A 24,123-nucleotide genomic window follows, 5' to 3' on the forward strand; every position below is an offset into this window, starting at 1 on the left:
TCTGCTTATTTAGCTTCGATAGTAAAGGCGCGCGGCTGCGGGGTTTTGGTGCTCGGGCCAAACCAGACGTCGTAAATTTTGGCCGCTTCGCCGGATTTCTCCAGATTTACCAGCTCGTCGTTCACCGCTTTCAGCAGAGCCGGTTCGCCTTTCTTCACACCGACGCCAATCTCTTCTTTGCTCAGCAGGTCAGGAATGATTTTGAAGTTCGCCTTGTCCGGCGCTTCCGCCAGCAGCCCGGCGAGAATGGTGCTGTCCTGAGTGATCGCCTGCACGTTACCGTTGCGCAGGGCGGTCAGCGCCAGCGGAATATCGTCATAGGAGAGCACGCGAGATTGCGGGAAACGCTGATGCAGCGCCTGCTCGCCGGTGGTGCCTTTTACCGCGCCGATACGTGCTTTGCTGTAATCATCAAGTTTATCCGCTGATTTGGCCGGGACGAGGAACTGCTGGCCAGTCACGAAGTATGGCGTTGAGAAATCAATCACCTGCGCGCGTTCCGGGGTGATAGTGATATCGGCGACGATCAGATCGGCTTTACCGGATTGCAGCAGCGGAATGCGGTTAGCCGGGTTAGTGGCGACCAGCTCCAGCTTCACGCCGAGCGATTTTGCCAGCGCTTCGGCGAAGTCCACGTCGTAGCCGACGATTTTATGCGTTTTCGGATCTACCGAACCGAAAGGCGGGTTGGCGTCGAAGGTGGCGACTTTGACCACCCCAGCGGCTTTGATATCGGCTAATTGATCGGCCTGAGCCTGCGCGGCGAGCACCAGAATACCCAGCGCCAGCGCGATTTTTGTTTTTGCAATGCGCATAATTTATCCCCTGAATCCCTGTTTTGTTTTGTGTTAATCACGCTCCCACAAATTGACCGTCTGCGGCAAAGAAGAAAAAGTTCTTATGTATAACGAAAAAGAACTTAACAAAATTGTGGATATTATTTATTCGGCTCTGTGCTACCAAACTGGGGACAAGTAGCCCGGACAGGTGCGCAGCACCGCCTCCGGGAGATATTCTGTCAGCTATTGGTATCTTTCTGAAACCATAAGACTTGCAGCGATGCCCTGGAACCCGCTGAAATCGGCGAACCGGAGGCCGGAAGACAAGGACTGGCCGCCATGGATGGCGGCCAGAGGCGAAGCGAGACAGGACGTCGAGTTGAGCCGACCGCAGGCTGAGGACCGGGAGGTGAGCACAGTGCGCAGCACCGATTTCTTTGCGGGACCGCGGGGATTGTAAAGGGGGAGGCGGTTTTCTCCCCCTTTACCCGTTCACGGGTAACGGTGAGGCATTATCTGCTGACTGAGGGTGAACGGAACCCTTGCGCATAGTCCCGGAGGCGGCGCTTGACGCGCCTGTCCGGGCTACCAAACTGGGGACAAGTAGCCCGCACCGCCTCCGGGAAAATCCTCTCCCCCCTAATATGCATCCCGCAGAATTACAAATCAGGAATTGATATTTCCCGCCCGCCGTTAACTGTGGTTGAAATAGACGCAAGCAAAACGCTTCCCGACGGAGGAGAAAAATGAAAGTGGCGCTATGGCAACGCATCACGGGCTGGCTGGCATCTTTATCTAACGGTGAAGCCGGGCAGCAGGATACCCAACGCATGATGGAGGCGATATTACCGGTCGCCAGTCTCTATGGAATCGATCTCGGTAACGTGGAAACAAGGTGGTTTCGCCATGATAAAACATACTGAGCGGCGCAGGACGCGTGAAGCCTACTGGAATGAGGTGTGCTTTGTGTAGCGAGAGGCTGTTTGCGGTTGCGGCGACGCAGGAAGCGATGCCGCAGCCATGAACAGCTTTGTTTTTCGTATTAACCGCCGAGATACATCCGCTTAATTTCCGGATTCGCCAGCACCTCCGGGGCCGGGCCGGAGAGCATAATCTTTCCATTCTCCAGCACATAGGCGCGATCGGCGATAGTCAACGCTGCCGTGGCGTTCTGCTCCACCAGCAGCACGGTAATATTCTCCTCCCGCAGCTGCTTTATCGTCGCGAACAGCTCACCGACAATTTTCGGCGCCAGCCCGAGGCTTGGCTCATCAAGCATCAGTAAAACCGGTTCGCTCATTAACGCTCTGGCGATAGCCAGCATCTGCTGCTCGCCGCCGCTCATGGTGCCCGCCATCTGATTACGCCGCTCTTTGAGCCGGGGAAACAGGCTGTACATCCGATCGCGCAGGCGGGTAAACCCGGCGAGATTGTTGTAAGCCCCCATGCGCAGATTTTCTTCGATAGTCAGGTTAGTGAAGATGCGCCGCCCCTCGGGTACCAGCGCAAGCCCCCGACGCACAATCTGGTGCGTCTGGCTGCGGGAAATATCCTCGTTGAGAAACTTCACCCGCCCTGTGGAACGCACCAGATTGACGATACCGTTGAGGGTTGAGGTTTTCCCCGCGCCATTGCTGCCAATTAAGGTCACGATCTCCCGGTCGTTGATATCAATATCAACGCCTTTCAGTCCCTGAATCACACCGTAAAACACTTTTAATTCGCGCGCGCTAAGCATAACGGACGTCCCCCAGGTAAGCGGAAATCACCTCCGGATCCTCAATGGCTTCGGACATCAGGCCGCTAAACAGCGGTTTGCCGTACTCCAGCACCATCACCCGCTCGCACAGCTTGTTGACGAACGGCATGTCGTGCTCAATCAGCAGCACGCTGAGCTGGTAGTCGTCACGCATACGGAAGATCAGATCCGCCAGATCTTCCGTCTCTTTCGGGTTCATCCCGGCGGCGGGTTCATCAAGCAGCAATAATTTTGGCGACGTCGCCAGCGCACGGGCGATCTCGACCTTACGCTGGTTGCCATAGCTGAGGTTAGTGGCCTGCATATCGGCGAAATGGGCGATGCCGATATCGTCCAGAATCGCCATCGCCCTGGCCTTCGCCGCTCGTTCAGCGGGGAAATAGCGGCCGATATGCAGCGCCGCTTCCAGCAGTGAATAGCGGCTGGCGCTATCAAGGCCGACCATCACGTTTTCTAATACCGTCATCGAGTTAAACAGGCGGATATTCTGAAAGGTGCGGGCGATCCCGGCGTTGACCACCCGGTTCGGCTTCAACCCTTTCAACGATTTGCCCGCCAGGGTCACGCTGCCGCTGGTCGGTTTATAGTTGGCGGTAATAACGTTGAACATGGTGGTTTTACCCGCGCCGTTGGGGCCAATCAGGCCAAAAATTTCCGCCTCGTCGACGTGGAAACTGACGTTGTCGATGGCCCGCAGCCCACCGAACTGCATGGTGACGTCCTGCACCTGTAAAATGACCTTATTTTGCGCCATAGCCACGGCCCCTTTTACCCACTTGCCAAATCTCTTTTTTGCCCAGCAGACCTTCGCGGGCAAACAGCATGATGATCAGCAGCAGCAGCGAGAACACCACCATTCGCAGTCCCGGATACGCCCCGAGATCGTGACCGAAGAACTGGAGCGGCTGGTCGAGAAAGCGCAGCCACTCGCCGCTGCCGACTACCAGCACGGTACCGAGCAGTGCGCCAGTGGTGCTGCCGAGACCGCCGAGAACGATAATAATCAGCAACTGGAAGGTGAGCATAAAGTCGAACAGGTTCGGCGATATGGTGGTCAGCAGCGATGCCAGCAGGCCGCCGCCGATCCCTTCAAAGAAGGCGCTGGTGGCGAAAGCACAGGTTTTAATCCGAAATGTATTCACTCCCATGGCGATGGCGGCGTCTTCATCGTCGCGCACGGCTTTCATCATTCGCCCGTATTTTGACCACACCAGTTGCAAAATCATCCCGGTTGCCAGCAGAGCGAACAGCCCGCACCAGAACAGCAGATGCGGCTGCTGGGGGATATCGTTGAGGCCAATCGCGCCGTTGGTGATCTGCGGATTGTTAATGGCGAGAATTTTAATAATAAAGCCGAAGCCGAGGGTGACGATCGCCAGATAGTCGCCGCGTACGCGGAATACCGGCAAGGCAAGGCACACCGCCAGCGCCGCCGCGCACAGGCCGCTGATAAGCAACGCGGGCAGGAAACTGGCGTGCAGCACGAGGATCCACGGGCTGGGGGCGGCCATCTCAAACATATCCAGTTTGCTGTCGCTGGAAAGGATCAGCAGAGCGGTGACGTAAGCGCCAACCGCCACAAAGCCGTTGGGCTCCAGCGACAGCTGGCCGGTGACGCCGTTGATCAGGTTGTAGCTGACCGCGAGGATCATAAAGACAAAAATAGTGCTGATGACGCGAATAATGTAGTCGTTGAAGACCACGTTAATCCCGGCCAGCAGCGCAATGCAGATAACAATAATGACCAGGTTGCGCAACTGCGCCCCGGCGGTCGTTGTCGCGTTGAGCATCAGAAACGGCTCCTTTCCAGACGTTCATCGCCCATAATGCCAACCGGGCGGAATAAGAGGACCAGAATCAAGAACATAAAGGCGAAGGCGTCTTTGTAGCCGCCCAGCTCGGGGAATAGCGCAACCGCGACCACTTCGGTAAAACCGAGAATAAAACCGCCTAATACCGCGCCGGTGACGCTGCCTATTCCGCCAAGCACCGCGGCGGCGAAGGCTTTCAGGCCAATCAACACGCCCATCAGCGGGTCGATGGTCGGATAGCTAATCGAGTAGAACACCCCGCCCAGCGCCGCGAGACTGCTGCCGAGAGCGAACACCAGCGAGATAATGCGGTTGGCGTCGATGCCCATCAGACGCACGGTATTGACGTCGAAAGCCACCGCGCGGATCGCCATTCCGTAGCGAGTCCGGTACAGCAGCCAGAGGATCGCTAACAGCAGCAGGACGGTAATCAGCGGTACGATCCACGCCACGTTGGTGATAATGACGTCGCCAAAGGCGCGGGTGTTGTTGAAGAATTCGGGCGCGGCGAAGAAGCGCGAGCTGCCGCCAAACAGCACGTTGAACAGGTTTTCGAGGAAGAAGCTGACGCCGATGGCGGTGATCAGCATCGAGATTTTTGATGCCTGGCGCAGCGGACGGTAGGCCACCCGGTCGATCAGCATCCCGAACAGGCCGCACAGCGCGAGGGTCAGGAAAACGGCTACCCCGAAGGGTAGCCCAATAGAAGAAAATAAAAACAGGGTGGTAAACGCCCCGACCATCATGACGTCCGCATGGGCGAAGTTGATCAGGCGCAGCACCCCGTAAACCATCGTATAGCCGATGGCAATCAGGGCGTACATGCCCCCGAGGCTCATTCCATTGACCACTTGCTGGAGAAAAATGGCACCATCCATCTGATATCTCTCTTATCTACCCTAAATAATTCGAGTTACAACCAACGCACATGCAACTTGAAGTATGACGGAATTAAGGATTGACCACGGTACGGAACGCCAGCTTGCCATCCTTCACTTCGTTGATGACCGCGCTGCGGATAGCGTCGCCGTTTTGCAACGTCAGAGTGCCAGTCACGCCCTGGAATTCCTTGGTGGCGCGGATTTTTTCGTTAACGCAAACCCGATCGTGCGGGTCGCTGCACTGGTTCATGGCGTTGATAATGACGTTATACGCATCCGCCGCCATTGCGCCCCAGGTATGGGTCGGCTGCTGATATTTTGCTTCCCAGGCTTTGATAAACACCTCGCCCGCTGGCGTTTGATCTTTGGCGTTCGGCGAGTAGTAATCGGTGGTCATATAGCCGTTGACCGCATCTTTGCCGACGTCAAAAAAGACCTGGTCCGCCGCCAGACCGTCGCCGCCGACCACCGGTTTGCTCAGCCCCAGCTGTTTCGCCTGCACGGCGATAAGTGCCCCTTCGGTGTAGTAAATCGGCATATAAATCATGTCGACGTTCTTCGCTTTCACGCTGGCCAACTGGGCTTTAAAGTCTTTGCTGCCGCCGGGGGCCTGAACTTCGATAGGGATGGTGCCGCCGTTTTTCAGGAACTGAGTGCGGAAGGCTTTCGCCAGGCCGACGGAGTAGTCGTTGCTGCTGTCGAAGACGATGGCGGCGGTTTTGGCTTTCAGGTCGCGGGAGGCGAGGTTTGCGCCAACCACGCCCTGGAAGCTGTCGGAGAAGCAGACCCGGCTAACGTAAGGGTGGTTGCGGGTGACGCGGTCGTTGGTGGCGGTCGAGGAGACCAGCGGCGTCTTACTGTCGTCGGCGATTTTGGTCATCGCCAGGGTATTGGAGGAGGTGACTTCGCCGATCACCGCGTCGACTTTATCGCTGGAAACCAGGCGCTGCATGGCGTTAGCGGCTTCGACCTTGTCGCTCTTATCGTCAATCACAATAAGCTTAACGGTATCGCCATTTTTTAATGTCGGGGTAATGCTCTGAATAATATCCAGCCCTTTTTGTGATGGCTGACCGTAGCCGCTCAGCGCGCCGCTCAGCGGTAATACCACGCCGATTTTAATTTCAGCCGCCTGTGCGCTATTCGCCCCGATCAACGCGGCAACCAGCGTGGCCATTAAAGACGCTTTTCCGGAAAACTTTTTCATTGCTACCTCACCGTCGGTCGATTATTTTTCTTTAACCATCAATGACTGCATAACATTGAGAAATAATTCGCCACATGAGTTGGCGAATTATTGGCTGTTATTTTGAATAGATAACGAGATATATTTAATGCGCAGAATTACCTTACCGCTTTCGTTTCGCTTTTACTCATGCAATATTCTTATTACCTGCAGGAAAGGGCATAAGGCTGATGACAATACCGTTTTTCGTACGGCCAATGCAATTTGCCGGGTGGCGGCTGACGCCTTACCCGACCTGGAAAACCCGCAATTTCAGCACGTGCCAGAATATAATATTCAGCTGCGCCTGGAATATTAAAAATCTATTCTTCTGCTCGCGTGGACAATTATTTTAATTGGCTCAAAGGTTTTATTTTTCCATGCAGCGCCGGATTATCGCTTTCATCTTTCAGGCGCACCCCGGTTAGCCGCCGTAAAAAGGCCTGCTCCAGCAGCCAGGCCAGCTTAAATGCGGCGGCATCATAGCTCAGCCCCTCCGGGCGAATATTGGAAATACAGTTGCGCTCCGACTCCAGCCGCTGACGATGCGGCTGCCAGGTCAAATAAACGCCAAGGCTATCCGGCGAAGAGAGCCCCGGCCGTTCGCCAATCAGAATCGCTACCGCTCTGGCCTTCAGCGTTTCGCCAATATCATCGCCCAGCGCCACCCGCGACTGGTGCGCGAGCACTACCGGAGCAAGGCTCAACCCAAGCGTTTCCAGATAGGGAAGAAGGGCACGGATCAGCGGCAGCGCCTGGCGCTGTACGGCGTATGAAGACAGCCCGTCGCCAACCACGATTAGCAGGTCGGCGGGACGCACGCCGCTGGCGGCCAGGTCGGCGCGGCTCTCTTCGTTCAGGCATCGTCCCAGATCCGGGCGATTCAGATAAACATGCCGATCGCTGGCGGCGCTGTGGACGGTCAGCGAAGAGAGGCCCAAATCCGCCAGCGGCTGTTCAAGCTGGTCGCTGGCGAAAGGCTGGTGGATGGCGTCGCGCGCCCTGGCGTGAGCGAGGCCGAAATTGAGCACTTCTCGGGTCGGCAGGCTCGCGCCGCTACGGCCCAGCGCAATCCGTGCATCGGTAAATTCACGCAGCGGGTTCCAGGCGTCGGGAGGATTCATACCGGTTCTCCTTGCGGCAGGACGGAAAGTAGCGGATGGCGGGCGTCGGTCAGACGCAGCGCGCCGTGGCGGTCAATAATCTGCATCCTCGCCAGCCAGTCGGCAAACTCCGGCGCATGTTTTAAACCCAGCAGGCGGCGGGCGTAGAGGGCATCGTGAAACGAGGTGCTTTGATAGTTGAGCATAATATCGTCAGCCCCCGGTACGCCGATCAGGAAGGTCAGTCCGGCGGTGCACAGCAGCGTCAGCAGGGTATCCATGTCGTCCTGATCCGCTTCGGCATGGTTGGTGTAGCAGACGTCGCAGCCGATAGGCAGCCCCATCAGCTTGCCGCAGAAATGATCTTCCAGCCCGGCGCGGATAATCTGCTTGCCATCGTAGAGATATTCCGGGCCGATAAAGCCCACTACCGTATTGACCAGCAGCGGCTCGAAATGGCGGGCGACGGCATAGGCGCGGGCTTCGCAGGTCTGCTGGTCAACGCCGTGATGGGCATTGGCGGAAAGACAGCTGCCCTGACCGGTTTCAAAATACATCACGTTGTTGCCGAGCGTGCCGCGATTCAGGCTGAGCGCCGCTTCCCGGGCCTCCTGCAGCAGCGCCAGATTAATGCCGAAACCGCTATTGGCGGCCTCGGTCCCGGCCACCGACTGAAACACCAGATCCACCGGCGCGCCGCGCTCAATCAGCTGTAAGGTGTTGGTGACGTGGGTCAAAATGCACGACTGTGTGGGAATAGCGAAGCGCTGAATAATATCGTCGAGCATATGGTTAAGCTGTGCCAGTACCGGCAGGCTGTCGCTGGCCGGATTAATACCGATCACCGCATCCCCCGCGCCGTACAGCAGGCCGTCGAGCATACTGGCAGCGATCCCTTTCATATCATCGGTGGGGTGATTCGGCTGCAGGCGCACGCTGAGATGCCCCGGCAGGCCAATAGTGTTGCGAAAACGCGTGACGACCCGGCATTTGCTGGCGGCGAGGATCAGATCCTGGTTACGCATCAGCTTGCTGACCGCCGCCGCCATCTCCGGGGTTATCGCCCTTGCGACCTGGCGCAGCGCTGCATCGTCGGTGGCATCATCGAGCAGCCAGTCGCGAAAATCGCCGACCGTCAGATGGCGAATCGCCGCGAAGCCCTGGCTGTCGTGGGTATCGAGTATCAGCCGGGTCACTTCATCCTGCTCGTAGGGAATCAGCGGATTAGCGAGAATTTCCGTCAATGGCACCTCCGCCAGCGCCATTTTTGCCGCCATCCGCTCTTCGGCAGACTCGGCGATAACCCCCGCCAGCGCGTCGCCGGAACGTGCCGGGGAGGCTTTCGCCATCAGTGTCTTCAGACTATCAAAACGCCATACCTGGCCCGATAGCGTGGTTTTATACATGTGTCGACTCCTCAGGAGACCGTGCGCAGCTGCGGATCTACCGCCGCGCGCTGGCGGGCACCTGCGGTCTTGCGAAACCACAGATAGCCGCCGAGCATCATGGCGGCGAAAATCAGCGCCAGCAGCGGGTTGTACCAGACCATCGCCACCAGGCAGAGTACCGCCATCGCCAGGGCAAAGGCCGGTGCCCATGGATAGAGCGGCGCGCGGAACGGGCGAATCAGCTTCGGCTCGCTGCGGCGCAGTTTAAACAGCGCCGCCATCGAGGTGATATACATAACAATAGCGCCAAATACCGACATCGTGACGATACAGGCGGTCAGCGGCATCCCGCTAATGGTGATCAGCGAATCAGAGAAGATGGCGGCGATACCGACCACGCCGCCTGCGAGGATCGCCAGATGCGGCGTGCGGGTACGGCGGTTCAGCGTTGCCAGGCTGGCGGGAAGATAGCCCGCGCGTGCCAGGGAGTATATCTGCCGCGAGTAGCCCATGATAATCCCGTGGAACGACGCCACCAGGCCGAACAGCCCCAGCCACACCAGCATATGTAGCCAGCCGCTGCTGTTGCCAACCACCATTTTCATCGCCTGCGGCAGCGGGTCGTTGATATTGGACAGCGTCCGCCAGTCGCCGACGCCCCCGGCAAAGACCATCACGCCAATTGCCAGTACGGTCAGGGTCAGAATGCCGCCGCCCAGCGCCCGGGGAATGGTGCGCTGCGGGTCTTTGGCCTCTTCGGCGGCCATCGATGCGCCTTCAATCGCCAGAAAGAACCAGATAGCAAATGGGATCGCGGCAAACATGCCCGGCAGCGCCAGGCCGCTGAAGCTCTCCGCACCCGCCCAGCCGTTAGCCGTAAAGTGACTCCAGGAGAAGCCCGGCGCAACCACGCCCATAAACACCAGCAGCTCGAAGATGGCCAGCAGGGTGACCACCAGCTCAAAGGTGGCGGCAATGCCGACGCCGAGAATATTCAGCGTCATAAATATGAGGTAAGCGCCGCAGGCCACCCATTTCGGGTCCAGCGCCGGAAACTGTACGTTAAGGTAGGCGCCGATAGCCATGGCAATGGCGGGCGGGGCAAAGACAAACTCAATCAGGGTCGCGAAGCCGGCAATAAAGCCGCCGGTCGGGCCAAAAGCGCGGTAGGCGTAGGCAAAAGGCCCGCCTGCATGCGGAATAGCGGTGGTCAGCTCGGTAAAGCTAAAAATAAAGGCGCAGTACATGGCGGCAATCGCCAGCGCGACAATCATAAAGCCCAGCGTCCCGGCCTGGGACCAGCCGTAGCTCCAGCCGAAATACTCCCCGGAAATAACCAGCCCAACGGCAATCCCCCATAAGCGGAAACTGCCGAGCGTTCTTTTTAGCGTTGTGGTTTGCTCTGTCATGTTTGTTGCCTCGCCAGATAAAGTTACCCGGCATCACCACGCTATTTTATTTGCCAGTTTAGGCCTGGGCAGTGCTCAAAATCCTCACGTACTACGTGTACGCTCCGGTTTTTGCGCGCTGTCCATGCCAAAACTGCCTGCAACAATGACGCTTGGTGAACCAGGTATTTCAGATATGTGGAGGGTTGCAAAGAGAGTGCCAGGTCATACCACTGATAAACGCTGTGGTTTAAGAACCTATCCCATTAGGGCTATCTTATTTGCCAGTTTGGCCCTGGGCAGTGCTCAGACAATACTCACAGAGTGTTGAACGCCCTTCAGGGCGGCCCGCAGGGGGAGCGTAGCGAATCATCCTCACGTACTACGTGTACGCTCCGGTTCTTGCGCGCTGTCCGTGTCCAAACTGCCTGCAACGATTACGCCTACTGGGATAGGCTCTAAGCCAGTGACGATCAAAAAAAGGGCAGACCACACCTGGCGGAAGAGTCGCCGTGGTGCAGCTGCCCGCAAATGTAGCGTTACTGGTGAACGATGGCCCCCGCGTCTTTTTGAATCGCCGGGCCTTCTTTCACCTGCAGATTAAGCCCTTTGGTCTCCAGCTCGGCATTACGAATGCGCAAGCCGTGGGCGGCTTCGATGTTGACGTTGGTAAGATGGAAACCGCTCAGCGGCGCTTCCGGAGTGCCGATAATGTAGGCTGCCGCTTTACTGGCACCAGTCGAAGTTAAGTTCTCAACGGTGATATTGCTGAAGTGCGGAGTCTTGTATTTGTCGAACGGCTGTTTCGGATCGCTGTCCGGCGGATAGATCTGCTCGCCGAGGGTAAAGCCGCCCGCCTGTAGCAGCTTATCGACTTCAGCCTGCACAATCGGCGCGGCTTTGTAATAGGCGGAGAAGACCAGCGGGACTTCGACGTTATGCATTTTGGTATTACGGTAAACGATGTTTTTCACCTCGCCGCCCTTACCGCGCGGGCTTTTAATGCGGATACCGTACATCGAACCTTCAAAGGTATTATTTTCCACCAGCACGTTGTTCACGCCACCGGCGCTCTCGCTGCCGATGGAGATCCCTCGCCCCTGCTTCAGGGTGTTATTGGCGATATAGATATTATCCACCACGCAGTCCGGGAAGCGCGAGTCGGCTTTCTCGGCCTTAATGGCAATATGGTCGTCGTTACAGTCGATATAGTTGTTGGTAATACGGATATTCTGGCTATCAATAGGGTCGATGGCGTCGGTATTCGGCGCATGCCACGGCGAAAGAATACGCGTGCCGTTGATATCGACATCGTGCGCGTAGCGGGTGACTACGTGGAAGCTGGGTGAATGGGTGAGGGTCACGCCGTCAATCAGCACGTTGCTGGAACGGGTGATGTAAATCAGTCGTGGCCGATCGGTGCCGCCTTTTTTGCCTGTCGCGCGGATATTCTCACGCCAGCGCTCCCACCACACCGCGCCCTGACCATCGATGGTACCTTCGCCGACGATAGCCACGTTTTGCGCATCAGCAATGCTGATAAACGGCAACCAGCCATTTTCCGCTTCGGCGTATTTAGTTTTGTCATCGCCACGGTAAGCGGCAACTTCGGTAGAAGCGACTAAAGTCGCGTCTTTCTCCAGCTTGAGCTGAATATTGCTCTTCAGGAACAGCGGGTTGGTCAGAAAGTTACCTTTCGGCACCAGTACCGTCCCACCTCCGGCGGCGGCGCAGTCATCAATCGCCTTTTGAATCGCGTCGGTATTGAGCGCGATTTGCAGTCGATGGCCTTCAGCGCCGTACTGAGTAATGTTGCAGACTTTATCGGGAAACTTAACCGAGGTGGCGGCCTGCGCGGCATGCAGCGGCAAAATGCCGACAGCTACAGCGGCGGCCCACAGAGGTAAGGTGCGGGTTGACATAGAATTATCCTTTTATGGTTTTTTGTTTTGTAAAATTAGCACCATTGTTTTGATTTTGTGGGTGCGGCGATCACGGTTTGCAATTTGTCGGTATTCTGCCCATACACGGCATTGATGGTTTGGGCGGATGCATAGATGGTGAATGAGGTCGCTTTGCAATTTTACGGTGGGCACGGTATAACGAACCTTCATTTGGATGTTTAGATGTCCATACGCTTAGAAGGTAATATGCAAACAACACAACAACAAGGTGGGCAACTTAAGCGCACCATGAAAACTCGTCACCTGATTATGCTGTCGCTGGGTGGCGTTATTGGCACAGGGCTATTTTTCAATACCGGCTATATCATCTCCACCACCGGGGCGGCGGGGACGCTGCTGGCCTACCTGATTGGTGCGTTGGTCGTGTGGCTGGTGATGCAGTGTCTGGGCGAGCTATCCGTAGCGATGCCGGAAACCGGCGCATTTCACGTCTATGCCGCACGCTACCTCGGCCCGGCGACGGGGTATACCGTGGCGTGGCTGTACTGGCTAACGTGGACGGTGGCGCTGGGTTCCAGCTTTACCGCCGCCGGATTCTGTATGCAGTACTGGTTCCCGCAGGTGCCGGTATGGGTGTGGTGCGTGGTGTTCTGCGTGGTGATTTTCGCCCTCAACGTGATTTCGACCCGCTTCTTTGCCGAAGGTGAATTCTGGTTCTCGCTGGTGAAAGTGGTCACCATCATTGCCTTTATTATCCTCGGCGGCGCGGCGATCTTCGGCTTTATTCCCATGCAGGATGGTTCCCCCGCGCCTGGGCTTTCGAACATCACCGCCGAGGGTTGGTTCCCGCACGGCGGCCTGCCGATCCTGATGACCATGGTGGCGGTGAACTTTGCCTTTTCCGGCACCGAACTTATCGGTATTGCGGCGGGTGAGACTGAAAATCCGCATAAAGTCATTCCGGTCGCTATTCGCACCACTATTGCCCGACTGATTATTTTTTTTATCGGCACCGTGTTTGTACTGGCGGCGCTGATCCCGATGCAGCAGGCGGGGGTGGAGAAAAGCCCGTTTGTGCTGGTGTTCGAGAAAGTCGGCATTCCGTATGCGGCGGATATCTTTAATTTCGTGATCCTGACGGCGATTCTGTCGGCGGCTAACTCCGGCCTCTATGCCTCCGGGCGGATGCTGTGGTCGCTGTCTAATGAAAAAACGCTACCGGCCTGTTTTACGAAATTGACCAAAAACGGCGTACCGTTGACGGCGATTTCGGTGAGTATGCTCGGCGGCGTGCTGGCGCTGTTCTCCAGCGTAATTGCCCCGGATACGGTGTTTGTCGCGCTGTCGGCGATCTCCGGTTTTGCGGTGGTGGCGGTATGGCTGAGCATCTGCGCCTCGCATTTTATGTTCCGCCGTCGCCACATTCAGCAGGGGAAGGCGCTCAGCGAGCTGCACTATCGCGCGCCGTGGTATCCGCTGGTGCCGGTGCTGGGATTTGTTCTGTGTCTGGTGGCCTGCGTGGGGCTGGCGTTTGACCCGAGTCAGAGGATTGCGCTGTGGTGCGGGATCCCGTTCGTGGCACTGTGTTATGGTGCGTATTATCTGACTCGTTCACGGAAACTCACTCAGGAGCCTCAACATGTCGCAGAATAATCCGTTAACCGCCATCCTTGACGTACAGCCCTTTGTCCTGCTGGACGGCGCAATGGCGACGGAGCTGGAAGCGCGCGGCTGTAACCTTGCCGATAGCCTGTGGTCGGCGAAAGTACTGGTCGACAATCCGGACCTTATTCGCGAAGTCCACCTCGACTATTTCCGCGCCAGCGCGCAGGTGGCGATCACCGCCAGCTATCAGGCCACTCCGGCGGGGTTTGCCGCCCGTGGGCTGGACGAAGCTCAGTCGAAAGCGCTGATTGGCAAAAGCGTAGAGCTGGCCCGCAAAGCGCGTGAAGCGTATCTTGCCGAAAACCCGCTGGCGGGCACGCTGCTGGTAGCCGGGTCTGTTGGGCCGTACGGCGCATTTCTGGCGGATGGTTCGGAGTATCGCGGCGATTACGCCCGCAGCCATGAAGCGTTTCAGGCGTTCCATCGTCCGCGCGTGGAAGCGCTGCTCGACGCCGGGGCCGATCTGCTGGCCTGTGAAACCATGCCGAATTTTGCCGAGATTAAGGCGTTGGCTGAACTGCTAACCGCCTATCCGCGCGCGCGGGCGTGGTTCTCGTTTACCCTGCGCGATGCACAGCATCTCAGCGATGGCACGCCGCTGCGGGAAGTGGTTGCCGTGCTGGCAGACTACCCGCAGGTGGTGGCGCTGGGAATTAACTGTATCGCCCTGGAAAATACTACTGTTGCGCTTGAGCATCTGCATAGTCTGACGGCGCTGCCGCTGGTGGTTTATCCGAATTCAGGCGAACACTATGACCCGGTGAGCAAAACCTGGCACCATCACGGCGAAGCGTGCGCCACGCTGGCGGGATATTTACCCCAGTGGCTGGCGGCGGGCGCGAAGCTGATTGGCGGCTGCTGCCGCACGACGCCGAAGGATATTGCTGAACTGAACGCGCAGCGCTGAGGATTAACTCCCTCGCTCATTAGGAAGAGGGAGAAAACCGGCCTACCCAGCGCAGAGGAGCGATCCCCTAGCCCCTTTGGGGAGAGGGAGAAAACCGGCCTACCCAGTGCAGAGGATTGATCCCCTCGCCCCTTTGGGGAGAGGGTTAGGGTGAGGGGAGCATGTGCGGCCTGATGCCCTCACCCCGGCCCTCACCCACAGGGAGAGGGAGAAAACCGGCCTACCCAGCGCAGAGGATTGATCCCCTCGCCCCTTTGGGGAAAGGGAGCAAACACTAAAAAAGGCAGCTGAGCTGCCTTTTTGCTTTTACCTTACTTTTGCCTAGGATAAAACAAACATCCCGTACGGGTGGATTTCGAGGTAATACTGCTCTCCGGCGTTTGGCTGCAGGCGGGTGGCGTTAATCTGCAATAAGAGCTCCTGCCCGTTCCACTCCACCGTTACCTCATACTGCGGCCCCATATAGGCCACGTGGCGAATCACGCAGCGCTGGCTCTCCTCGCCGCGATCGCTCAGGGTAATCGCCTCCGGGCGTACGCCGACGGTGCCTTCGCCCTGGACGGCGAAATGCAGCGGTCTTGGCAGCCGATAACCATAAATATCGACAAAATCCTCGCTGAAGGTGGCCGGGAACAGGTTGGCATCGCCCATAAAGCTCGCCATAAAGCGCGACGCGGGCTGACGGTAAAGATCCTGCGGCGATCCAATCTGCATGATATGCCCCTTGTTCATCACCAGCACGGTATCGGAAACCGCAAAGGCTTCGCTCTGATCGTGGGTGACGTACAGCGAGGTGATATCAAACTGCTTTTGCAGTTCGCGGATCTTATCGCGCATGCTGCGACGCAGGTTGGCGTCGAGGTTACTTAGCGGCTCATCAAACAGCAGCACCTTCGGCTTGAGGATCAAAGCGCGCGCCAGCGCCACGCGCTGCTGCTGGCCGCCGGAGATCTGATCGACATAGCGGTCCTCGAATCCTTCCAGATCCACCATCGCCAGTGCTTCTTTCACCCGCGTCTTCACATCGCTGCGCGACACGCCAAGCATCTTCAGGCCGTAGCCGACGTTATCCCCCAGCGACATATGCGGGAACAGGGCGTAAGACTGAAACACCATGCAGATATCGCGCTGCTGAATAGAGCGGTGGGTGACGTCTTCGCCATCAATGAAAATCTGTCCTTCGCTCGGTTTTTCCAGCCCGGCCACCAGGCGCAGAATGGTCGTCTTGCCGCAACCGGAAGGGCCGAGCAGGGTTACCATTTGCCCCTGCGGGATAGTGAGATTGATATTATCGATAACCGTATTGCTGCCGAATCGCTTGGTGACGTTGCGCAGCTCAACAAAATTTTTCTGACTCATAGTGCGCTCCATTACGCCTGGTTTTTGGCTTTTGAACGGGAGATACGCGCTTCCCCGATCAGCCAGTCAAAGATGAAAATAATCGCCAGCATCACTACGATCAGAATCGAGCCGTAGGCGATCGCCACGCCGTATTCACCGTCTTCCACGCGGTTCAGAATGTAAGCCGTCGCCACGCGGGTATCCGGTGTGACAAGGAACACAATGGCGCTGACGGTGGTAATGGCGCGCACAAAGCTGTAGATCAGCGCCGAGAGGATCGCCGGACGCAGCAGCGGCAGCAGAATATGCGTAATGGTGCGCAGAGAACCGGCGCGCAGGCTGAGCGATGCTTCGTCCAGCGACTTGTCGATCTGCCCCAGACCCGCGATCCCGGCGCGAATGCCCACCGGTACGTTACGCATCACCATCGAGATAATCACAATCGCCGCCGTACCGGTGAGGTACACCGGCGCGCTATTAAAGGCGAGGATGTACGACACGCCCGCCACGGTGCCCGGTACCGCGAAGCACAGCATGGTGGTGAACTCGATGGTCTTTTTACCTTTAAACTGCTGGCGCACCACGATCCACGCGATCAGTAGTCCGAACGCGGCGGTGATCGGCGCGGCAATCCCGGCGTACAGCAGGGTGTCGAGCAGCGAAGGCCACGCTCCGTCGCTCATTCCCTGGCCGAACAGCTTGATAAAGTTATCCAGCGTCAGGGTGTAATCCACTCCCCAGTTGACGGTGAAGCTGCCGTAGAAAATGCTGCCGTAGAGCAGGGCGTTAAAGGCGATCCACACCGCCAGAATGGCGATCACGCTCCATACCAGGGTCACCGGCAGTGGTTGTACGTCGCCACGGTAGGACTTACCGGAAACGGTGACGTAAGAGCGCTTGCCGATCCACATATACTGAATGCAGAACACCAGCAGCGAGAACAGCAGCAGGAATGCGCCAAGCGTGCTCGCTGCCTGATAATCGAGCTGCGAACCGGTGATGTAGAAGTAGATCTGCGTCGCCAGCACGTCAAAGTTGCCGCCGAGCACCAGCGGGTTACTGAAGTCGGCCAGCGACTGGACGATGACGATTAAAAATGCGTTCGCCAGCGCCGGTTTCAGCAGCGGAACGAAAACGCCGTTAAAGGTCTGCCAGCGGCTGGCGCGCAGGGTGTACGACGCCTCCTCCAGTGACGGATGAATGGTCTTAATCGCCCCATCGAGGATCATAAACGCCATCGGGGTGAACGCCAGTACCTGCGCCAGCCAGATGCCGGTAAACCCGTACAGCCAGTTGGTGTTGGTCAGCCCGAACCAGTCGACCATCAATTCGGTAATGTAGCCGGAACGACCCATCATCAGCGTCACGCCCAGACCGACGACAAACGGCGGGGTCACAATCGGCAGAATGGAGAAGATGCGGCCAATAATCGCGCTGCGTTTGGCGATGCGGGTGGTGTAGATCGCCAGTACCAGACCAAAGAAGGTGCAGCCAACGCCCACCGCCATCGACAGGGCGATGGAGTTGAGGATCACCTGCACGATATGCGCCTGCGACAGCACGGCCATAAACGCCAGCGGAGCAAACTCGCCCGCGTCGTTAGTGAACATCGGGATGAAAATAGCGATGCTCGGCCAGACGATAAACACGCCAATCAACGCCACGATGGTGACCAGCGAACCAATCACAAAGCGGTCGCCGCCCAGCCATTCCAGGCGGGTCAGCGCCAGGGTCATTATCGCGCCCAGCGCCACAAACAGCACGATGGTGGCGTAGCCTAACCCGCGGCCTTCCACGGTGGCGCTGATGACGATAAACGCCATACAGCAGAACGCCCAGCCAGCGTCGATATAATGACGGCTGCGCTGCTCGCGCCTGGCTTCCTGCCATGGACGAATCAGCAGCAGGCTCGGCAGCAAATACCATAACCAGCTGATGTTGAACTGTGACCAGCCGTAGGCCGCGAGAATTTCATCGCTCGTGGACTCCAGCAAACCGTAATCCAGGCTCCAGCTCGGCAGCAGGGCGAACGCCAGCCAGCCGAACAAAACCCAAAGGAATATCGCATCCCGTTTTTTCACGGGATGGAGTGCAAGTGTGTGTGACATAAGTTTTCCGGTGTTGTGTGTAGGCCCGGTAAGCGTGAGCGCCACCGGGCATTAACCGCAAAATGTGGGCTTATTTACCCATCTTCACTTCGCTAACCCACTTATTGATAAGCTGCTTACGGACTTCGGTAGAACCGTATTTATCCATGTCGTAGTTGATAAGCTTCAGGTCATCGAGCTTCAGCGAGTTTGGTGAGGTTTCGGCGGTGGTGTTGGTCAGGATCTGATAAGACTTGCCTTTTTTCCACGCCAGTTCCTGGGCCTCTTTTGACAGCGCCCAGTCGACAAACAGTTTGGCGTTGTCGAGGTTGCGTGCGCCCTTCAGGATGCTGATGCCGCCAATTTCATAGCCGGTACCTTCGCACGGAGAGATCAGCTCCAGCGGCGCGCCCTGTTCTTTTTCCAGTGAGTAATCGTGCAGGAAGCCGATACCAATGGCCGTTTCGCCACGGGCGGCGTTACGCGCCGGGGCAATACCGGATTTGGTGTACTGGGAGACGTTAGCGTTGAGCTGCTTCAGGTAATCAAAGGCCTGATCGTCCCCCCACAGCTGGGCGAAGGTGGCCAGCGCGGTGTAGGCGGTACCGGAGCTTTGCGGGTCGGCAATCTGGATTTCGCCTTTATATTCCGGTTTGGTCAGGTCCTTCCAGCATTTGGGCACCGGCAGATTTTTCTCTTTCAGGCGCTGGGTGTTCACGCCAAAGCCGAGAATGCCGACGTAGACCGCCGAAGTGTAGTTGCCTTTCAGCTTCGCCGGATCGCGGAATTGCTCCATCACCTGCTCAAGATTGGGGGACTTATAGGGTTGCAGCAGGCCCATTTCACCGGCCTGGGACTGCGGGTCGAGGGTACCGCCGTACCAGACGTCCGCCTGCGGGTTTTTCTTCTCGGCATCGACCTTCGCCAGCGTGCTGCCGGAACCGTTGCGAATAAACGAGGTTTTCACATCATATTTTTCGCCGAAGGCTTTGGTTTCGGCTTCACACATTTCGTTGGTGGCGCTGCAGTAGACCACCAGACGACCTTTGGCGTGCGCCGCGCCGCTTAACGTCGCCAGCGCAATGCCGGAAGCAATCAGAGTAGTGACCAGAGTTTTTTTCATTATTTTATCCTTTGAGCAGGAGAGGTAGTAATGCTCGCCATCAGCAGCGGCATCAGCAATAAACCCATCAGGACTGCGGCGACCGAGAGCAAACTAAACATGCCCGACCAGCCGTAGCGTTCAATGACCAGCGACAGAGGCCAGCCCGCCAGCGCTGCCCCCAGATAGGCGAACAGGCCGAGAAAACCGGTGATTGAACCCGCAGCCGCTTTGTGTCCGCACTCCACCGCCGCGAGGCCAATCAGCATTTGCGGGCCAAAAACGAAGAAGCCCACCGTAAAGAAACAGACCGCCAGCAGCGCGTAGTGATGCACCGGGGCCAGCCAGAGCGCGGCGACGGAAACCATCAGCCCCAGTGTGAACAGCAAAATCATCGGCGCCCGCTGGCCGCTGAACAGCAGATCCGAACCCCAACCGGCGAACAGCGCGCCGAGCAGGCCGCCCGCTTCAAATAGCATCACCGTGGCGTTGGCGCTGAGTAGATTCACGCCGTGGCTCTCCGTCAGCCAGATGTTGCCCCAGTCGTTAAGCGCGATGCGGATCAGATAGACCAGCACGTAAGAGATGGCCAGCAGCCAGATCATCGGGTTCTTCAGCATCGTGGTGCGTAGCATCTGCCAGAGCCCCATCGGTGGGCTTTGCTGCTCCTGACGCAGTTCCAGCGGGTCGTTACGCCAGGTTCCCACCGACGGCAATCCCTCTTCCTGGGGCGTTCCTTTCAGCTGTAGCGTTAACCAGATGCCTAATGCCATGCTGATAATCCCCGGTGCCAGCATCGCCGCCTGCCAGCCCCACCAGTGGGCGGCAAAGGCGCTAATCAGCGGGATAATCGCTCCGCCGATATTGATAGACATATTCCAGCAGCCCCACCAGAAGCCACGTTCGTTGCGCGAATACCAGTGAGTCAGCAGCCGGGCGCAGGGTGGCCATCCCCAGCCCTGAAAAAATCCGTTCAGCGCCCAGACCGCCAGCAGCAGCGTCAGCGACTCGCCAAAGGCGAACACCACGTTCAACAGACCGGTGGCGAACAGGCCAACGCCCATAAACCAGCGCTGTCCGTGGCTGTCGTGCCACAGTCCGGCGGTAAACTTCGACAGGCCGTAGGTGAGATAAAACAGCGATCCCAGCAGGCCGATATCGCCTTTATCCAGACCAAGATCCGTTTGCAGCGCTGGCAGCACGTAGTTAACGCTTTTGCGCGTCAGGTAAAACGCGGCATACCCGATGATCATGCACATCAGCAGTTGTGGACGTAGCGTCCGGTATTGTTGATTGATGTCGGTACGCATAGCCGTCTCCGTTTTGCTGACTATAAGAAAGTGAAATTGAAAGGGGATGAGAGAAAGTCCGCAGTGACTAAGACTTTTTCCTGGTTAGCAGGTTGTTTGTTGCAAATTTGTGGGCAAGTTAACAATTACTCGCGTGCCATGCCGTGATTCCAGCGTTAGCTCGCCGCCCAGGGCGCTGACGCGTTCGCGCATCCCCTGAATACCAAATCCGGCAATTTTGTCGGCGCTGATACCGACGCCGTTATCCCTGACTTCCAGGCGCAACGACTTTCCCTGCTCAAGCAAGGTAATGGCAACCTCGCTGGCCTCGGCGTGCTTGCAGACGTTATTGAGCAGCTCCTGCAGCAGTCGATAGAGGGTAAAGCGTACCGTTTCGCTCTCCGGGGTGGCGCTAAGCTGATAGTCAAAGCGGCAGCAGATGCCGCGCTCGGCAAAGGCAAATTCGTTGAGCAGGTGGTGCAGCGCCTCTTTAAACGACAGTTCGTCAAGGGCGGGTGGGCGCAGCTGGCGCAGTAGCTGGCGGGTGGAGTGGTGGATACGCCGGGCGAGATCGTTAATCTGGCTAGCGGCGGCCTGGGTTTGCGCCGGATCGCGCGCCCGTTTCACCAGCTGTGACTGAATTTGAATAGCGGTGATGTTCTGGCCTATTTCGTCGTGCAGCTCGCGCGCCAGATTTTTGCGCGTGTCCTCTTCGGTATGGATCAGCTTTTCGGTCAGCGCGCGTCGTGCCGCCAGCTCCGCTTCCAGCCGCTGGCGGTAGTGGTGCAGGTTTTGCGCCAGATGCTGCTGGCGGCTGATGGCAATCCCCAGACCGATGCCGAGCAGCGCCTGGGTTGCCAGAAAGATCTCCAGTTCAACCAGATTGTTGAATCCCACACCAACCTGGCGGGCAATGGTGATCATCATGCTGCCCAGCAGGCCGGAGAGCACGCCGCCCTGCCAGCCAAATTTCCACGCCATCACCACGTTTGGCAGAAAGACGACGATCAGCAGCAGGCGTTCAATTTCCGGCGACAACACCATCTGGGTGCCAATACCGATGATAAAAAACAGGCTGCACCAGATAATTAGCGAGGTGCGCAGCGGCGGATTGGTCGTATCCAGACCCAGCAGATGATAGCGGTGCTGCTGGCGCAGGAATTCAAAAATCAGATAGACAAACGGTGTCAGCAGCACGCCGCCGGTAAACGAGGCCAGGCCGAGCATCATTGCCGGGCTTTTCACAAACGGCGAGAGCAGCGCGGTGTTGAGTAATGCGCTTACGCTGACCGTGGCCAGCAGCAGCGTCAGCCGCTGCCAGTAAAGAGGAAAACGGTGCCAGAACTGTTGCGCCAGACCGGCAGGGAGCAGGCTAATTAGCGGCGCGGCCAGCAAGGTGTAGCCGTTCAGCAACTGTTCGCTGTGCAGCCAGAACAGCATTAGCATGGGGGGGGGCACCAGCGCGGGCCAGTAGCGGCGGGAAAGCAGGATCAGCAGCGCCAGATAGACGCCGTGTGGCAGAAACAGCGCCGCCTGCTGGCCGTTATGGGTCAGGTAAAAACCGAGCGTCCACAGCATCAGCCAGCCGCTACCCCAGGCCAGTACAATGAACAGCGAAATGACCCGGTGGCGAAGGCCGCGCGACATTAATGCCCTGCCAGCAACTGGTGGTCGAGAGCGAAGTGCACCAGCTCAATCGTGCTTTGGCATTGCAGCTTGCCCAACACGTTGGCGCGATGGACGTGCACCGTCTTGTGGCTGAGGTCGAGCTTAAAGGCTATTTCCTTGACGCTGTCGCCTTTGACCAGTAAATCAAATACTTCGCGTTCACGTGGGGTGAGCACTTCCAGCACCTGCGCCGGTTTTGCGCCGCCGCGCAGCGCCCGTAGCGCATCGGCGCACAGGTAATGACCGCCCATCCCGACGGAACGTACCGCCTGCACGAGCTCTTCCGGGCCGCAGCGTTTAGTGAGATAACCGCTGGCCCCGGCATCGAGCGCGCTCTGCACAAAGGTGGGCGCGTCATAAATGCTCAGAATAATGGCGCGAAATTGCGGCTTTTGCGCGCGCAGGCGCTTTAGCAGGCTCAGGCCGTTTTCATCCGGCATGGCGATATCCATCACCGCCACGTTGACGTCATCGCGCAATAGCGTTGGCCACGCCTGTGCCGCGCTGCTGAACTGGCCAACAACGTTGAGGTCTTCTTCGAGGCTGAGCAACTGTGCAAAACCGGAACGCACCACCACATGGTCATCGACCAGCACCACTCGAATCATGTTTCTACTCTCTTCGCGGATCATGGCCCTATGATGCCTGCCGCCGCTGCGCTGGCAATCGTCGGGGTGTGGATATGTAACGAATGTAACGAAATTGCAATAAAAGCGCGGTGGCGGTTTTTGTGAAGATTAACTAACCATTGCCGCTTTTTTTCTAAAAACACTTTGTTCTTAGCAAGAATTTTTAATTACTTCATCAAACGCATCGCGCCGGAAATACTGCATCCATAACAACTCAAGGGAAGCAGACACTATGGCACTCACATCGCGTATCACTCTTATTGCCGCCCTGGCTCTCGCGGCATTCCAGGCGCAGGCGGTTAACGTCACCGTGGCGTATCAGACCTCCGCTGAGCCGGCGAAAGTCGCCCAGGCGGACAACACCTTTGCCAAAGAGAGCGGGGCCACCGTCGACTGGCGCAAGTTTGACAGCGGCGCGAGCATCGTGCGGGCGCTGGCTTCCGGTGACGTACAAATCGGCAACCTCGGCTCCAGCCCGCTGGCGGTCGCCGCCACCCAGCAGGTGCCGATTGAAGTGTTCCTGCTGGCCTCAAAGCTCGGTAACTCCGAAGCGCTGGTGGTGAAGAAGAACATCACCAAACCAGAGGACCTGATCGGCAAACGCATCGCCGTGCCGTTTATCTCCACGACGCACTACAGCCTGCTGTCGGCGCTGAAGCACTGGGGTATCAAGCCGGGCCAGGTGCAGATCCTCAACCTGCAACCCCCAGCGATTATTGCCGCCTGGCAGCGCGGCGATATTGACGGTGCCTACGTCTGGGCTCCGGCGGTTAACGCGCTGGAGAAAGACGGCACGGTCCTGACCGATTCGTCGCAGGTGGGTGAGTGGGGTGCGCCGACGCTGGACGTTTGGGTGGTACGTAAAGATTTTGCCGAAAAGCATCCTGAGATTGTGAAAGCCTTCGCCAAAAGCGCCATCGACGCCCAGCAGCCCTACATCGCCAACCCTGACGAGTGGCTGAAGCAACCGGAAAATATCAGCAAGCTGGCGCGCTTAAGCGGCGTACCGGAAGCCGACGTGCCAGGGCTGGTGAAAGGCAATACCTACCTGACCGCCGCCCAGCAGGCGCAGGAGCTGAACGGTCCGGTCAATAAAGCCATCATCGACACCGCGAAGTTCCTAAAAGAGCAGGGCAAAGTGCCCGCCGCCGGCAGCGACTACAGCCAGTACGTTACCGACCGTTTTGTGAAGTAAGG

Annotated in this window: 21 protein-coding genes; 5 read left to right on the forward strand and 16 right to left on the reverse strand. The window is 57.6% G+C overall.

All coding sequences use genetic code 11. The features are described from left to right. Window positions 1-5: 5 nt before the first annotated feature. Window positions 6-815 (reverse strand): ABC transporter substrate-binding protein, encoded by an 810-nt coding sequence (locus HV127_RS13490; RefSeq protein ID WP_110273847.1) that lies wholly within the window; start codon window positions 813-815, stop codon window positions 6-8. A gap of 710 nt (window positions 816-1,525) precedes the next feature. On the opposite strand from HV127_RS13490, the gene HV127_RS13495 reads away from it, so the two are divergent. Beyond that, the gene (locus HV127_RS13495; protein WP_110273846.1) at window positions 1,526-1,702 is read left to right on the forward strand and encodes a hypothetical protein; all 177 of its coding nucleotides are present in this window, start codon (window positions 1,526-1,528) and stop codon (window positions 1,700-1,702) included. Window positions 1,703-1,821: 119 nt separating this feature from the next. Here HV127_RS13495 and HV127_RS13500 read toward each other — a convergent pair whose 3' ends face one another. The 5 genes from HV127_RS13500 to HV127_RS13520 all read right to left on the reverse strand — a co-directional run bounded on the left by HV127_RS13500 (window position 1,822) and on the right by HV127_RS13520 (window position 6,407). Beyond that, a complete protein-coding gene (locus tag HV127_RS13500) occupies window positions 1,822-2,517 on the reverse strand; it encodes an ABC transporter ATP-binding protein (protein WP_182236609.1) in 696 nt (231 codons plus the stop codon). Further along, window positions 2,510-3,292, reverse strand: a complete 783-nt coding sequence (locus HV127_RS13505) for an ABC transporter ATP-binding protein (protein ID WP_182236611.1) — start codon at window positions 3,290-3,292, stop codon at window positions 2,510-2,512. Before HV127_RS13505 ends, HV127_RS13500 begins: the two co-directional genes overlap by 8 nt. After that, a complete protein-coding gene (locus HV127_RS13510) occupies window positions 3,279-4,328 on the reverse strand; it encodes a branched-chain amino acid ABC transporter permease (RefSeq protein ID WP_182236613.1) in 1,050 nt (349 codons plus the stop codon). The genes HV127_RS13505 and HV127_RS13510 overlap by 14 nt, the downstream gene beginning before the upstream one ends. Next, on the reverse strand, window positions 4,328-5,227 hold the full coding sequence (locus HV127_RS13515) for a branched-chain amino acid ABC transporter permease (protein ID WP_112214060.1): 900 nt from the start codon (window positions 5,225-5,227) through the stop codon (window positions 4,328-4,330). The genes HV127_RS13510 and HV127_RS13515 overlap by 1 nt, the downstream gene beginning before the upstream one ends. A 73-nt stretch (window positions 5,228-5,300) precedes the next feature. Beyond that, the gene (locus HV127_RS13520) at window positions 5,301-6,407 is read right to left on the reverse strand and encodes an ABC transporter substrate-binding protein (protein WP_182236615.1); all 1,107 of its coding nucleotides are present in this window, start codon (window positions 6,405-6,407) and stop codon (window positions 5,301-5,303) included. On the opposite strand from HV127_RS13520, the gene HV127_RS13525 reads away from it, so the two are divergent. Then, window positions 6,400-6,543 (forward strand): hypothetical protein, encoded by a 144-nt coding sequence (locus tag HV127_RS13525; protein ID WP_182236617.1) that lies wholly within the window; start codon window positions 6,400-6,402, stop codon window positions 6,541-6,543. The genes HV127_RS13520 and HV127_RS13525 overlap by 8 nt on opposite strands. Before the next feature lie 259 nt (window positions 6,544-6,802). On the opposite strand, the gene eutC is transcribed toward HV127_RS13525, so the two are convergent. The 4 genes from eutC to HV127_RS13545 all read right to left on the reverse strand — a co-directional run bounded on the left by eutC (window position 6,803) and on the right by HV127_RS13545 (window position 12,256). After that, window positions 6,803-7,579 carry an ethanolamine ammonia-lyase subunit EutC gene (gene eutC, locus HV127_RS13530; RefSeq protein WP_182236619.1) on the reverse strand — a complete coding sequence of 259 codons (777 nt, stop codon included), beginning with the start codon at window positions 7,577-7,579 and terminating at the stop codon, window positions 6,803-6,805. Next, window positions 7,576-8,964, reverse strand: a complete 1,389-nt coding sequence (locus HV127_RS13535) for an ethanolamine ammonia-lyase subunit EutB (RefSeq protein WP_182236621.1) — start codon at window positions 8,962-8,964, stop codon at window positions 7,576-7,578. The genes eutC and HV127_RS13535 overlap by 4 nt, the downstream gene beginning before the upstream one ends. An 11-nt stretch (window positions 8,965-8,975) precedes the next feature. Further along, window positions 8,976-10,355 carry an ethanolamine permease gene (eat, locus tag HV127_RS13540; protein ID WP_182236623.1) on the reverse strand — a complete coding sequence of 460 codons (1,380 nt, stop codon included), beginning with the start codon at window positions 10,353-10,355 and terminating at the stop codon, window positions 8,976-8,978. 518 nt (window positions 10,356-10,873) lie between these two features. After that, a complete protein-coding gene (locus HV127_RS13545) occupies window positions 10,874-12,256 on the reverse strand; it encodes a glycosyl hydrolase family 28 protein (protein ID WP_182236625.1) in 1,383 nt (460 codons plus the stop codon). Window positions 12,257-12,484: 228 nt separating this feature from the next. On the opposite strand from HV127_RS13545, the gene mmuP reads away from it, so the two are divergent. Together mmuP and mmuM are read left to right on the forward strand one after the other, a co-directional pair. Further along, on the forward strand, window positions 12,485-13,891 hold the full coding sequence (mmuP, locus tag HV127_RS13550; RefSeq protein WP_182236627.1) for an S-methylmethionine permease: 1,407 nt from the start codon (window positions 12,485-12,487) through the stop codon (window positions 13,889-13,891). Further along, the gene (mmuM, locus tag HV127_RS13555; RefSeq protein ID WP_182236629.1) at window positions 13,878-14,810 is read left to right on the forward strand and encodes a homocysteine S-methyltransferase; all 933 of its coding nucleotides are present in this window, start codon (window positions 13,878-13,880) and stop codon (window positions 14,808-14,810) included. The genes mmuP and mmuM overlap by 14 nt, the downstream gene beginning before the upstream one ends. A 321-nt stretch (window positions 14,811-15,131) precedes the next feature. Here the strand turns inward: mmuM and fbpC are convergent, their stop codons facing one another. From fbpC to HV127_RS13585, 6 genes are all read right to left on the reverse strand, one after another. Continuing rightward, window positions 15,132-16,169: a ferric ABC transporter ATP-binding protein gene (gene fbpC, locus HV127_RS13560; RefSeq protein ID WP_182236631.1), complete on the reverse strand. Its 1,038-nt coding sequence runs from the start codon at window positions 16,167-16,169 to the stop codon at window positions 15,132-15,134. An 11-nt stretch (window positions 16,170-16,180) separates the two neighbouring features. Next, window positions 16,181-18,259 (reverse strand): iron ABC transporter permease, encoded by a 2,079-nt coding sequence (locus HV127_RS13565; RefSeq protein WP_182236633.1) that lies wholly within the window; start codon window positions 18,257-18,259, stop codon window positions 16,181-16,183. Window positions 18,260-18,329: 70 nt separating this feature from the next. Next, window positions 18,330-19,361, reverse strand: a complete 1,032-nt coding sequence (locus tag HV127_RS13570; RefSeq protein ID WP_182236635.1) for an ABC transporter substrate-binding protein — start codon at window positions 19,359-19,361, stop codon at window positions 18,330-18,332. Continuing rightward, window positions 19,361-20,650, reverse strand: a complete 1,290-nt coding sequence (uhpC, locus tag HV127_RS13575; RefSeq protein WP_182236637.1) for an MFS transporter family glucose-6-phosphate receptor UhpC — start codon at window positions 20,648-20,650, stop codon at window positions 19,361-19,363. The genes HV127_RS13570 and uhpC overlap by 1 nt, the downstream gene beginning before the upstream one ends. Window positions 20,651-20,734: 84 nt before the next feature. Next, window positions 20,735-22,276: an MASE1 domain-containing protein gene (locus HV127_RS13580; protein ID WP_182236639.1), complete on the reverse strand. Its 1,542-nt coding sequence runs from the start codon at window positions 22,274-22,276 to the stop codon at window positions 20,735-20,737. Continuing rightward, window positions 22,276-22,905 carry a response regulator transcription factor gene (locus HV127_RS13585; protein ID WP_182236641.1) on the reverse strand — a complete coding sequence of 210 codons (630 nt, stop codon included), beginning with the start codon at window positions 22,903-22,905 and terminating at the stop codon, window positions 22,276-22,278. The genes HV127_RS13580 and HV127_RS13585 overlap by 1 nt, the downstream gene beginning before the upstream one ends. A 253-nt stretch (window positions 22,906-23,158) precedes the next feature. Between HV127_RS13585 and tauA the strand changes: the two genes are divergently transcribed. Further along, window positions 23,159-24,121, forward strand: a complete 963-nt coding sequence (tauA, locus tag HV127_RS13590; protein ID WP_181483401.1) for a taurine ABC transporter substrate-binding protein — start codon at window positions 23,159-23,161, stop codon at window positions 24,119-24,121. Window positions 24,122-24,123 lie beyond the last annotated feature (2 nt).

The sequence above is a fragment of the Klebsiella sp. RHBSTW-00215 genome (assembly GCF_014103785.1).
GTDB lineage: Bacteria > Pseudomonadota > Gammaproteobacteria > Enterobacterales > Enterobacteriaceae > Klebsiella.